This window comes from Candidatus Rokuibacteriota bacterium, assembly GCA_016209385.1.
GTDB lineage: Bacteria > Methylomirabilota > Methylomirabilia > Rokubacteriales > CSP1-6 > JACQWB01.
Genome location: JACQWB010000002.1, coordinates 1 through 12,347, shown reverse-complemented (window position 1 = coordinate 12,347; position 12,347 = coordinate 1). Strand labels below are relative to the sequence as shown.

The window sequence follows — 12,347 nt, the reverse complement described above, 5'->3', positions numbered from 1 at the left end:
TGTCAACGCTTCGCGCCCGTCCTCGCGAACGGTCACGCATGACTCGGGGCCGGTGTGGGTCGCTACTCCTTCACCGTGTGACTCTTTCATTCACTACACCTCGCCGGTTTAACCCGGCGCACGGAGGTCCCCCACATGATCCTCCGAAAGGTCGCGCTCATCGTCACCCTCGCCCTCGGCCTCCTCTCGGCGCTGCTCGCCGCCGAGGCGCAGCAGGCCAACGTCCCACGGATCGGTGTGCTGACTATGGCGTCTGCATCCGCATACGCCGCCCGCTTGGCAGCCTTCGATCAAGGCCTCCGCGAGCTGGGATGGATTGAGGGCCAGAACATCGTCATAGAGAGGCGATATGGGGAGGGAAAATACGAAAAGCTCCGCGAGCTGGCTGCAGAACTGGTCCGGAGCAAGGTGGACGTCATCGTGGCGGTCACCCCCCCGGACATCCGTGCTGCCAAGCAAGCCACCACGACGATCCCCATTGTCATGGTGATTGGGATCCATCCGGTTAGCCAGGGGCTCATCGCCAGCCTGGCGCGGCCGGGCGCGAACCTCACGGGGTCGACCTGGGATCTCGACCCGGAGATAAGCGGGAAATACCTGGACTTCCTGAAGGAAGTCGTCCCCCGGCTCTCGCGGGTCGGCGGCCTCATCGATCCCGCCAACCCAGGAATCGAGGTCTACCGGAAGGCAGGCGAAGCCGCCGCGCCCAAGCTGGGCCTGACGATCGAGCATGTGGAGGTGCGAGAGCCGACCGATTTCGAGAACGCGTTTGCTACCCTGATCCAGCAGCGCGCCCAGGCGCTCTTCGTCTACGGATCGCCATTGATCCGCTCGCATCTAGGCCAAATTGTCGACCTGGCGGCGAAGCACCAGCTGCCCGACATGTACATCTGGAGAGAGGCCGTGGCCATGGGGGGCCTGATGTCCTACAGCCCCAGACTTACCGATTTTTTTGAGCGCGCCGCCACCTATGTGGACAAGATCTTGAAAGGCGCTAAACCTGCCGACCTGCCGGTCGAGCAACCGACCCGGTTCGAATTCCTGGTGAATCTCAAGCGGGCCAAGGTCCTCGGCCTCGCGATCCCGCAGTCCGTCCTGATCCGGGCGGACCAAGTGATCGAGTGATGTTCGGGGAAGCAAGGAGGCGACCATGAAGCTTCGAACCGCCGCGCTTCTCATCGCCCTGGGCATCCTCCTGGCGCCGCTCGCCGCCGACGCGCAGCCGCCGGCGAGGGTCGCCCGCATCGGGATTCTCTGGCTCAACCCCCTCTCAGCTACCGGGCACCTCCTTGAGGCATTCCGGCAAGGGCTGCGCGAGCTGGGCTACGTGGAGGGCCAGAACATCGCCATTGAGTTTCGATCGGCGGAGGGAAAATTGGAAAGGCTGCCCGACGTTGCAGCCGAGCTGGTGCGGCTTAAGGTTGACGTCATCATGACGGGGACTATACCCCTGATTCGAGCTGCGCAGCGGGCGACGACGACGATCCCGATCGTCATGGGGAACAGTGGTGGCGATCCTGTGAGGGACGGGTTCGTCGCCAGCTTGGCGCGGCCGGGCGGGAACATCACGGGGTTGAGCTTAATGGCCCCCGAGTTAGCTGGGAAACGGCTGCAGCTGCTCAAGGAAGTCGTCCCGAAGGTCTCGCGGGTGGCTGTCCTCTGGGATCCGAACGGTCCAGGCCTGGGACGCAACCCCTTCAGAGACCTGGAGGTCGCGGCCCAGGCATTGGGGGTAGAGCTTCAATCGCTGGAGGTGCGAGCTGACGACGAGTTGGAGCAGGCATTCCAGGCCGCAACCCGGGGGCGCGCTGGCGCGGTCATGGCACTGACCGTCCTGCTTATCTTCCGTAACCGGACACGGCTCGTGGAGCTCGCGGCAAAGAGCCGGCTGCCGGCGATGTGGGGATCGAGGGAGTTTGTAAACGCCGGCGGGCTCATGGCGTATGGGACGAGCATCCCCGATCTGTACCGCCGCGCCGCCGCCTACGTCGAGAAGATCCTGAAGGGCGCCAAGCCGGCCGACCTTCCCGTGGAACAGCCGATGAGGTTCGAGTTCGTCGTCAACCTCAAGACCGCCAAGGCCCTCGGGCTCACGATCCCCCAGTCAATTCTCATGCGGGCCGACCAGGTGATCGAGTGAGCAAGCATGAAGTGCGCGTTGACCCCAAGGACATGTCGCTGGACGAGCCATGGGACATTAGGCGGCGAGCAAGGTAGCCTCTATGGCCGGCTTGACTCCGGCAAACAAATGGGGGGCAATGTGGCACGCTATGTGGTAAAATTTATGCCATGAAAATTACCATCGATGCTGCCGGGCGCCTCGTCATTCCGAAAGAGATCCGGCGCGAAGCCGGCCTCACACCTGGGATGCCGCTCGAGGTCCGTTGGGAAGGTGGGCGCATTGAAATCACGCCTGCGCCGTTACCCGTCAAGCTGGTCCGGCGAGGGCGGCTGCTGGTGGCGGTTCCCAAAAGTGACGTGAGTCCCCTGAAGGCCGAGACGGTTGAGCGGACGCGTGCAGCACTGCGGCGAGAACGGTCCCCTCGTTCGTAGGGGGCAATGCCGGGCTTTCTGCCGGACACGAGTTGTATGATCGCGGCAGTATGCACCTGGCATGAGCACCATGATCGAGCCACGAGTGAGATTGAGCAGCGCTTACGTCGAGGCGAAGAAATGTTGATGGCGGGCCCGGCTCTCATCGAAAGCTATGCGGTGCTGACCCGTCTGCCCGCGCCCCACCGCCTGTCTCCGCTGGATGCCTTCACCTTGCTGGAGACAAACTTCATGCGCGCAAAAATCATCGCCCTGGACGGGGCGGCGTACCGCACGCTCTTACGTCGGGCGGCGGATGACGAGATTGTTGGGGGACAGACCTACGACGCCGTCATTGCTGGGTGTGTTCTCAAGTCGAAAGCCGATGCCCTCCTCACCTTTAACGAGGGCCACTTCCTCTGGCTTGCAGAAAGAGGAATAGCCGTTGTGGTTCCTGGGGCGGAGAGGGGATGAGAACGGCCAGGCCATGGGGACGCGCGGGGGCACGACCCCACGCGTGAGGGGATCAACGGTAAGCGCGAACCGCTCGAGTGAAACGGCTCCGAGGAGCGGGAGGCTCGCGGGAGGGCCGAAGAGACAGATCGTGTGAAGCGTCCGCCCGTCGATGGTAAGACGATCTCCTGATCCGCGTGGACAGGTTGGTCCGATGAAGCCCTCGCCTAACACGCAATTATCTTGCCGGCTTAACCGGCGCAGGGAGAGAACCATGAAGCGGGTTGCCATTCTCTTTCTGTCCCTCACCATCGCGCTCTTCGTGTCCGATCCCGCGGCAGCGGCCCGGCTCACGATCGGCATCGGCTCCATCCCCAACACGCCGGACCCCCACCGCGACTCCACGGCCAACGCGCTGCCCGCCTACGCCCAGATGTTCGAGAAGCTGGTGGGCGTCGACGACGCGGGGAAGATTGTCGGGCTCCTGGCCGAGTCCTGGCGCGCCCTGAGCGACACGCTCTGGGAGTTCAAGCTCCGCCGGAACGTCACCTTCCACAACGGCGAGCCCTTCACCGCCGAGGCGGTGAAGTTCTCCATCGAGCGCGTCCTGAGCCCCGCGACCAAGTCGCCCTGGGGAGGCCGGATCGCCGCCGTAGACAAGGTCGAGCCGGTTGACGCTCACACGGTCAGGATCACTACCAAGGGCCCCTTCGCCCCGCTGCTCCAGGGGTTGACGGTGGTGGACATCCTCCCGCCCAGGTACTTCGCCGAGAAGGGGGAGAAGGAGTTCGTCTCAGCGCCGGTCGGCACTGGCCCGTTCAGGTTCAAGTCGTGGGTCAAGCAGGACCACATGGCCTTCACGGCCAACCCCACCTACTGGCGCGGCCGGCCCGTCCTGGACGAGGTGGTCTTCCGCTCGATCCCCGAGGACTCCACGCGCGTCGCGGGAGTGGAGACGGGAGAGTTGGATGTGGCGCTCCTGATTCCGCCCGAGCAGGTGGCCCGTCTCAAGGCCAAGGGCGTGGATGTCCGCTCGGTGAACCAGGGCCAGGGGATGGTGATCAACTTCCGGGCCACCGTCGAGCCCTTGAAGTTGAAGAAGGTGCGCCAGGCGCTGAACTACGCGGTGGACAAGGAGGGGATCCTCAAGAACCTGCTGCTCGGCTACGGCCGGATTCTCGACGGGCAGGTCGTGGGCCCGGACGGTTTCGGCTACAACCCCGCCCTCAAGCCCTACCCCTACGACCCCAAGCGCGCCAAGCAGCTTCTCGCCGAGGCTGGCTACCCGAACGGCTTCACCGTGAAGTTCCACGGCTCGATCGGCCGCTACACGAAGGACAAGGAGATCGAGGAAGCGGTGATCGGCCAGCTCGCCGAGGTCGGCGTGACGGCCCACCTCGAGATCCTGGAGGCGGGTGTGTTCATCCAGAGCTTCCTGGGCGGGACGATCGGCCCCCTGTGGATCTGGGCGTGGCAGTATCTGCCCGCCATGGATGCTGACCTTCCGCTCAACTTCTTCCAGACCCGTGCCATCGGCAGGCACTTTGCCAATCCCGAGTACGACGCGCTGGTGGCCAGGGAGCGCGCGGCCATGAACCCTGAGGAGCGCCAGAAGGTCCTCCAGGAGATGGCCGCCTTCCTCCGCGACGACCCGCCGTGCATCTTCCTCGTCCAGACGGCAGGGATCTACGCGGTGCAGCCGCGCGTCCAGGGCTTCGCCTGGAAGCCCACCTACCTGATGGACCTCACGCGGGTGCGCGTGGCCCGGTAATCGGCCCCCCACCTTTCATCTCCCCCTCACCCGACCTCTCCCCGCTGGGGAGAGGAGGAGAGGTGAGGGGGCTCAGCGGATGCTCCAGTACTGCCGGGCGCGCCTCGTTGACCTGGTCATTGCGGTCCTCGGGGTCTCGACCCTCGTCTTCTTCCTCCTCAGGCTGAGCGGTGACCCGGTCGCCCTCCTCGTCACCGAAACCACGACCCGTGAGGAGATGGAGCGGCTCCGCGAGGCGCTGGGGCTCACGGCGCCCCTCTGGGAGCAGTACGTTCGCTTCCTCGGACATGCGCTCCAGGGTGATTTCGGCGACTCTCTCCGCCACGCCAGGCCGGCTGCCAGCCTTGTCTGGGAGACCCTCCCCGCGACGCTCGAGCTGACGGCCGCCGCGCTCCTGATTGCCACGCTCCTGGCCGTCCCTCTCGGAATGCTCGCGGCGATCCGCCGCGGCACCGCCATCGAAACCTCCTGCTCCGTTATCACCCTCGTCGGCCAATCCATGCCGTTCTTCTGGCTCGGCATTCTCCTGATCCTGGTCTTCGCGGTCCAGCTCCACGCCCTCCCGTCCTTCGGCCGCGGCACGCTCGGGCACCTGATCCTGCCGGCGCTCACGCTTTCGGCCGCCACGATGGCCAAGACCGCCCGCCTCGTGCGCTCGGGAATGCTCGAGGTGCTCTCTCAGGAGTACATCCGCACCGCCCGTGCCAAGGGGCTCCCGGAGCGGCTCGTGGTCCTCCGTCATGCGCTCCGAAACATCGCCATCCCGGTGGTGACGATCCTGGGCCTGGACTTCGGCCTGCTCCTCGGAGGCGCCGTGGTGACAGAAACGATCTTCGCCTGGCCGGGGACCGGCCGCCTGATGATCCAGGCGATCCAGGGGCGGGATTTCCCCGTGGTGCAGGCCGCGGTATTCGTGCTGGCGATCGTCTTTGTGGTGATCAATGCGCTGCTCGACCTGATCTATGTGTGGCTCGACCCAAGGATTCGATTTCGGAGGGGGCCCTAATGGCCCCCTCCGAGGCCTCCCCCAAGATTGCGGCGGCAAAGCCGCCGCTGGAAAGCGGCAAGGTGCGGCCTGCGAGGCCGAGTCGGTGGGTGGCATTGGCCGTCCTGGCACTCATGATCGCGGGGGCGGCAGCGGCCCCGGTGCTTTCCCCACACCCGCCGCTCAAGCAATCGCTTGCCCAGCGTCTGCAGGCGCCGATGTGGATTGTCGGAGGCTCGCCCGACCACCTGATGGGAACCGATCAGCTAGGCCGGGACATCCTGAGCCGCATCCTTCACGGCGGACGGATCTCGCTCATGGTGGGGCTCCTGGCCGTTCTCCTCTCCGGGAGTGTAGGGACTTTCCTGGGGCTGATCGCGGGCCACATGGGCGGCGCCGTGGACCGGCTCCTGATGCGGCTTGCCGAGATCCAGCTCGCCTTTCCCTTCATTCTGCTCGTGGTCGCGATCGTCTCGGTGCTCGGCGCCAGTGCCACCAACGTCGTCCTGGCGCTCGGCATCAGCGGCTGGGTCACCTACGCCAAGCTCGTCCGCGCCCAGGTGCTGACGCTCCGCGAGCTGGCCTACGTGGAGGCGGCCCGGGCCCTCGGCGCCGCGGGTCGCAGGATCGCCTTCCGCCACCTCCTCCCGAACGCAGTTTCCCCGGTGATCGTGCTTGCCTCCTTCTCGGTGGCGCAGATGATCATCCTGGAGTCAGCCCTGTCGTTCCTGGGCCTGGGCGTCCAGCCGCCCACCCCGACCTGGGGCGGCATGCTCGCCGACAGCCGGACCTACCTGGCGACGGCCTGGTGGCTCGCCACCTTCCCGGGGCTGGTCCTCATGCTCACCGTGCTCGCCATCAACATCCTGGGCGACTGGCTCCGCGACATCCTGGACCCGACGATGGCGATCTAGCGAAGATTGAGGGAGGTTGAGTCACACCTCCTTTGATAATAGAATCGAAATGGCCATGGCAATCTTCTACGTGAATGGAACATTAGCCCGTCTTGGTGACTCAAAGCGCCAGCGCAAGCTCCGTTTTCTAGTTGACACGGGTGCGTTCTTCACCGTGGTCCCTCGAGATGTCCTCTCCGCATTGAAAGTCCCGCCAACTGGCGAGGAAACGGTACAGTTCGCCGATGGGCGGAAGGCTCGGTGGAAAGTAGGAGAGGCACGCTTGGAGATTGATGGTCGATCGGTAACGGCGCTTGTCCTCTTCGGCAAAAAGGGAATCCAACCGCTGCTTGGTGCTTACAGCCTTGAGGGCTTAGGCTTTTACGTAGATTCCCGCCGTCGCCGCCTAGTTCGCACGCCTGTCGTGATTGTGGCTAAAGAGCAAGCGCGCCTCACCTTGCAGCTGAACCTTCAGGAGCGAGTGACGATCTAGCCGAAAGGCCGGAGCGCCCGTCGCAGCAGGTCCCACACCGGGATCCCCTCGAGCCTGCCATCAGGGCGCTCCTCGCGAATGACGAAGTGGAGATGGGTCGGGCGGCCGAGCGCGTTCCCTGCGATCGCCTCGTCCTCGGCCTTCGTGATCACGCCGACGACGGTCCCTGCCTCCACGACCGTTCCCATTCGCCCCCTGGCCGGCGCCGTGTCGATGTGAACCAGGACGAGATAGCGCGCCGTGGGCCGGCCCGGCCCGGGTGGTAGGAAGCCCACGACTGCCTCGCCGGCGGTCTTGGAGAGATAGCCGGCGTGGACGATCAGCATCGTGGCAGGGGCGAACACCTTGCGCCCTGGCGGGGCGAAGATGTCCTCGGCCCTGTGACCGGCATGGTAGCCCGATCGCTCCGGCAGTCGGCCTCCCTCCACGGGAAAGACATAAGCTGATTCGAGAGTCCTGGCGTGATCGCCGAAGCGGGCTATCCAGCGCGGCTCGTGGCGCCGCCTGAGGAGAATCCCCTCGCGAACTTCCCACTCCGAGGGCGACTCGGTGTTCCTCCCGCGGATGCGCCCGTCCTGGGTCAGCATCCGGTAGAAGGCGTGGGTCTCGGCAGGCACCGAAACGATGCGCCCGTCCCCGAGCCTCACCTCGGTTCCTCGAAACGGGCCGGGATCGATCAGGCGATCAGGACCACCCTCCCAGGCGGGTTCGCCTATGAGCAGGAGGACGAGGGCGCAGCCGGAAAGCCGCACTCAGAGCTCGGGGCGGCAGACGGCGCGGAAGTTACACCAACGACAGATTCTGAGGTCCTCGGTCTTCTCGAAGTCGTCCATGGCCGCCAGGTTCGCCTCCGGGTCGCGGAGCCAGGCGCGCATCCCGCGCATCGAGAGCCTGAGGTGCTCCCTCACGGCCTCGAGCTTCCCCGCGTCCCAGGGGTGCTGGTGAACGGTGCCCTCACGGAGGTTCACTTCGAGGAGGTCCACGCGGGCAGGCTCCACGCGCAGGACCTCCTGGGCGTACAACGCGTACCCCCCGAGCTGGAGCGCGCTCCCGTCGGGATCCGGCGCCCCGGTCTTCCAGTCCACCAGCGCCAGGCGCGCGGCCTCGGTCCAGTAGGCGAAGTCGGGGGCGCCGTACACCGGGGTCCCCTCGAAGTCGAAGGCGCGGATCTCCTCGATGAGCACCCAGCGGTCGCGCGGGGCCTTCCGGATCTCGGCGAGGAGCGGGAGCCGGTAGAAGTTCCTGAGGCAGCGGATCACGTGGTCGCGGAGGACCTGCCAGTCCTCCGCCCTCACCTGAACCCGGTACTCGTGCTCGAAGAGGCCGCCCGCCTTGGGGCTCTGCCAGTACCGGCGCTCGCTCGAGGCCTTCCACTCCCGGCGCATCCGCTTCACGCTCTCCTCGATGAGCCAGGACTCGGGAAGCTCTCGCCCCTCGTAGAGGGCGCGGAGGGCCCACTCCACGCCCTCGTGAACCACCTTGCCGGCCCACTGCTGGCGGGAGCTGAGCTGCTTGAGGACGTAAAGCTTCCGCGCCTCCTCGGGCGCGTCGGTCTCCCAGCCGCCCCAGGCGCCGTAGTAGTGGTAGTAGTACTTCCGCCGGCACTCCTGGAAGAGGTTGTCGCGGCTCCGCGACCAGGAGAACTCGTTCGCCAGGTCAGGCATCGGTCCTCAGCATATCACCGGCTGCCCGCCGGGGCCCGGGTGTAATCTTGCATTCATGGCGGACCCGGACCAGGCTACGGGCGATCTGCCCGTTCGGACCGTGGCGCCGTCGGGGCATAGCGAGGGCCCACCCCGCGATCGCCGGAACTGGCGGGCCGATTCGGCCGTTACATTATTTGACACCTCACCAAAGGGAGGACAGCTATGCACACGCTCGACCCGGTCAGCCTCAGTCGGCGCGACATCCTCAAAATCGGAGTCGGGACCACGGCGGGGTACGCCATCGCGGCGAACCCCGTCCTCGCCCAGGCCATCCGGACCGATACCGGGGGGCTGGCCGCCGCGGACATCAGGGTGCAGAGCGGGCGCGACCTGATCCCCGCCTACGAGGCCCGGCCCGGGGCGGCGGGCAAGTCTCCCGTCATCGTGGTCATCTCCGAGATCTGGGGCGTCCACGAGTACATCAAGGATGTCTGCCGGCGGTTCGCCAAGGTCGGCTACTACGCCATTGCTCCGGAGATGTTCCAGCGGGAAGGCGGTGTGGGACACCTCCCCAACATCCAGGACATCTTGAAGATCGTGCTGAACGTCTCCCGGAAGCAGATCCTCCAGGATCTCAGCACGACCGCTGACCACGCCCGGAAGCAGGCCGCAGCCCGCGCCGACCGCGTGGGGGTCACCGGCTTCTGCTGGGGCGGGAGCACCACGATCCAGTTCGCTGCTCACTACAAGGACCTCGGCGCCGCGGTGGCCTGGTACGGCCCACCGGCGCGCCCCTACAAGGACGACCCGCCGAAGACCGGCTTCGACGTCCTCCACGAGATCACCTGCCCGTTCCTCGGCCTCTTCGGCGAGGAGGACAGGAACCCGCCCCCGGAGGACGTCCGGAAGTTCGAAGAGTTGCTCAAGCGCCACAACAAGAACGTGGAGATAGTGCTCTACAAGGGCGCCGGGCACGCCTTCCACGCGGACTACCGACCGAGCTACCGCGCCGAGGCCGCCAAGGACGGCTGGGCGCGCTGCCTAGCCTGGTTCGACAAGCACCTGAAAGCGTAGGGGTTGACCCGGGGCGCGCCGGCGCAGCCTATCCGGAGAGTCATGCCGACGCCACCTTGACGTCCCGCGCGTCGGCCTGCTAGCGTGAAAGCGCTATGGCCGGGAAGAAGGAGAGCGTCAAGGTCACGTGCCCCCACTGCCAGGCCAAGCTGACGGTGGACCCCACGCTGGCGGCGGTCATCGCCCACGAGCCGCCGCCCCGCACCGGTCCCGCCCGGGATCTCGGTGCCGCGCTCCAGGCCCTCGAGGGGGCCTCGACCAAGCGCGAGGAGGCGTTCAAGGAGAGCCTCAAGTCAGAGCAGACCAAGGGCAAGGTCCTCGACCGCAAGTTCCAGGAGGGTCTGAAGAAAGCCAAGGACGCTCCCGCCCCGATCCGTCCGATCGACCTCGATTAGATGCGGGGGGACCTTCTGCGAGACCTCCTCAAGCAGGTCAGCCGCACTTTCTACCTCTCGCTCGCCATCCTCCCGCGCCCGCTCCGCTCGCCCGTCGGCCTCGCCTACCTCTTCGCCCGAGCCGCCGACACGATCGCCGACACGCGCCTGATCAGCCGCGAGGAGCGGCTCCGCCACCTCGAAAGCCTCGGGGCCGAGCTCCGGGGCGAGACGCCGTCGCGCCTCGAGGAGATCATCCGGGGCTGCACCGGCCCCAACCCCCACGCCGGGGAGCGCCAGCTGCTCCGGCGGCTCCCCGACTGCTTCGCGCGTTACCGCGAGCTGGAGAAGGGTGATCGGGAGCGGATCCAGACACTCCTCCTCACGATCACCGACGGCATGAGCTTCGATCTCACGACGTTCCCGGGTGAGGACGAGAGCCGACTGGTAGCCCTCGAGGCCCGCCAGGACCTCGACCGCTACACTTACCTGGTGGCGGGTTGCGTGGGGGAGTTCTGGACCGAGATCCACATGGCCCACCGGCGCCGGCTCGCGAACTGGGACGCCCGGACGATGAAGGAGCGGGGCGTGAGGTTCGGGAAGGGGCTCCAGATGACGAACGTCCTGAGGGATCTGGCGCGGGACCTCAGGATCGGCCGCTGCTACCTCCCGCGCCAGGACCTGGCGCGACTCGGCCTCGAGCCGGCCGACCTCCTGGACCCTGCGGCAATCGCGAGGGTGCGCCCGCTGCTGAGCGAACTTCTGGCGCTGACCCTCGAGCACTACGAGGCCGGGTGGGCCTACACGCTCGCCATCCCGCGGGCCGAGTGGCGGATGCGCCTCGCCTGCGCCTGGCCGCTCCTGATCGGCCTCAGGACGCTGGCGCTGCTGGCCGAGTCCCCCAACCTCCTCGATTCCCGGCAGCCGATCAAGATCTCCCGTCACGCGGTGAACGCGATCCTGGCGCGCTCGCTCCTGCTGGTGTGGTCCAACGCGTTTATGGCGCGGGAAGCGCGGCGGCTCAGGGCACGGATTCCGATATGAGACAGACCGTCGCCGTCCTCCAGATCGACGCGTTCAGCTCGCGTCCCCTCGGCGGTAACCCCGCGGGAGTGGTCCTCGAGGCCGACGGGCTCTCGGAGAGGCAGATGCGCGGGGTCGCGGGCGAGCTGAACGTGGCCGAGACCGCGTTCCTCACGCGAGCGGGCCAACCGGGCGCCGATCACCGCCTCAGGTGGTTCACGCCGTCGGGAAAAGAGGTCAGCTTCTGCGGTCACGCGACCGTCGCGACGGTACACGCGCTCGCGGAGACTGGCCGCCTGAAGCGGGAGCGCGTGGTCTTCGACACCCTGGGAGGCCTGCTCCCCGTGACCGTCGACAGAACCGCGACGGGAAGCCTGATCTGGCTCGAGCCCGTCGTTCCAACCTGTATTCTCTACTCGGAGCCTCTGGCGCCGGTCCTCGACGCCCTCGGGCTCGTGACGGATGCGCTCGCGACATGGGCTCGGCCCGCGCTCACGCCCGAACGCGATCTGCTTCTCCCCGCTGCGGGGCTTGGAGTCCTGAAATCGCTCGCCCCCGACATGCAACGCCTGGGACGCCTCGGCAGCGACGGGGGCATCCGCGGCTTCTGCCTCACCTCGCTCGAGACGGTCGAGCCCGCCTCGCTGATCCATAGCCGCTTCTTCGCGCCCCACTACGGGATCCCCGAGGACCCCGTGACCGGATCGGTCCACGCCTCGCTGCCAGTCTGGCTCTGGCAGGCCAGCCGCCTGAAGCCAGAGGGGGATGTCGCAGCGTTCACCGCCGAGCAGGGCGACTTCCTCGACCGTCCCGGTCGGGTCAGGGTGGAGCTCCACCTGGCTCGGGGCCAGCCCGCGCGTGTCAGGGTCGGCGGCCAGGCCGTCACCGTGCTCTCGGGGACGATCCGGGTCCGATAGGCAGGAGCCCGCGGGCCGGCTAGCGAGGAGCGTGTGGGAAGCAATACCCCTCGAGCGCGGGCTTCGCCCGCGCAACCAACTCGGGCCTCGCCTCGTGGCTCTCCTCGCCTGCGGCTCGTCGGCAGCCCCTCGGCTCGAACCACCATTCCTGGGGGAGGCGTCGGAGGGGGCCGTCGAGGCCCCCTC

General features: G+C 66.8%; 14 protein-coding genes. 12 read left to right on the top strand and 2 right to left on the bottom strand.

Annotation, left to right across the window (positions count from 1 at the left end; all coding sequences use genetic code 11):
• Positions 1-135 precede the first annotated feature (135 nt).
• The 8 genes from HY726_00085 to HY726_00050 all read left to right on the top strand — a co-directional run bounded on the left by HY726_00085 (position 136) and on the right by HY726_00050 (position 7,127).
• Positions 136-1,125 carry an ABC transporter substrate-binding protein gene (locus tag HY726_00085; protein MBI4607389.1) on the top strand — a complete coding sequence of 330 codons (990 nt, stop codon included), beginning with the start codon at positions 136-138 and terminating at the stop codon, positions 1,123-1,125.
• A gap of 25 nt (positions 1,126-1,150) precedes the next feature.
• Positions 1,151-2,140, top strand: coding sequence for an ABC transporter substrate-binding protein (locus HY726_00080; protein MBI4607388.1), 990 nt, complete (start codon positions 1,151-1,153; stop codon positions 2,138-2,140).
• 149 nt (positions 2,141-2,289) lie between these two features.
• Entirely contained in the window at positions 2,290-2,553 is a 264-nt protein-coding gene (locus tag HY726_00075; GenBank protein ID MBI4607387.1) for an AbrB/MazE/SpoVT family DNA-binding domain-containing protein, read from the top strand.
• A 6-nt stretch (positions 2,554-2,559) separates the two neighbouring features.
• The gene (locus tag HY726_00070; GenBank protein ID MBI4607386.1) at positions 2,560-3,006 is read left to right on the top strand and encodes a PIN domain-containing protein; all 447 of its coding nucleotides are present in this window, start codon (positions 2,560-2,562) and stop codon (positions 3,004-3,006) included.
• A 253-nt stretch (positions 3,007-3,259) separates the two neighbouring features.
• The gene (locus HY726_00065; protein ID MBI4607385.1) at positions 3,260-4,756 is read left to right on the top strand and encodes a hypothetical protein; all 1,497 of its coding nucleotides are present in this window, start codon (positions 3,260-3,262) and stop codon (positions 4,754-4,756) included.
• Positions 4,757-4,835: 79 nt separating this feature from the next.
• A complete protein-coding gene (locus tag HY726_00060; GenBank protein MBI4607384.1) occupies positions 4,836-5,762 on the top strand; it encodes an ABC transporter permease in 927 nt (308 codons plus the stop codon).
• On the top strand, positions 5,762-6,655 hold the full coding sequence (locus HY726_00055) for an ABC transporter permease (protein ID MBI4607383.1): 894 nt from the start codon (positions 5,762-5,764) through the stop codon (positions 6,653-6,655). The genes HY726_00060 and HY726_00055 overlap by 1 nt, the downstream gene beginning before the upstream one ends.
• Before the next feature lie 55 nt (positions 6,656-6,710).
• A complete protein-coding gene (locus tag HY726_00050; protein MBI4607382.1) occupies positions 6,711-7,127 on the top strand; it encodes an aspartyl protease family protein in 417 nt (138 codons plus the stop codon).
• Here HY726_00050 and HY726_00045 read toward each other — a convergent pair.
• A complete protein-coding gene (locus tag HY726_00045) occupies positions 7,124-7,879 on the bottom strand; it encodes a hypothetical protein (GenBank protein ID MBI4607381.1) in 756 nt (251 codons plus the stop codon). The two genes, HY726_00050 and HY726_00045, sit on opposite strands and share 4 nt — an antisense overlap.
• Positions 7,880-8,791, bottom strand: coding sequence for a PD-(D/E)XK nuclease family protein (locus HY726_00040; protein ID MBI4607380.1), 912 nt, complete (start codon positions 8,789-8,791; stop codon positions 7,880-7,882).
• A 204-nt stretch (positions 8,792-8,995) separates the two neighbouring features.
• Here HY726_00040 and HY726_00035 point away from each other — a divergent pair, with 204 nt between their 5' ends.
• From HY726_00035 to HY726_00020, 4 genes are all read left to right on the top strand, one after another.
• Complete coding sequence (locus HY726_00035) at positions 8,996-9,847, top strand: dienelactone hydrolase family protein (GenBank protein ID MBI4607379.1); 852 nt, start codon at positions 8,996-8,998, stop codon at positions 9,845-9,847.
• Positions 9,848-9,942: 95 nt separating this feature from the next.
• Positions 9,943-10,242, top strand: coding sequence for a hypothetical protein (locus HY726_00030; GenBank protein ID MBI4607378.1), 300 nt, complete (start codon positions 9,943-9,945; stop codon positions 10,240-10,242).
• Positions 10,243-11,265, top strand: coding sequence for a squalene/phytoene synthase family protein (locus tag HY726_00025; protein ID MBI4607377.1), 1,023 nt, complete (start codon positions 10,243-10,245; stop codon positions 11,263-11,265).
• On the top strand, positions 11,262-12,161 hold the full coding sequence (locus tag HY726_00020; GenBank protein ID MBI4607376.1) for a PhzF family phenazine biosynthesis protein: 900 nt from the start codon (positions 11,262-11,264) through the stop codon (positions 12,159-12,161). The genes HY726_00025 and HY726_00020 overlap by 4 nt, the downstream gene beginning before the upstream one ends.
• Positions 12,162-12,347 lie beyond the last annotated feature (186 nt).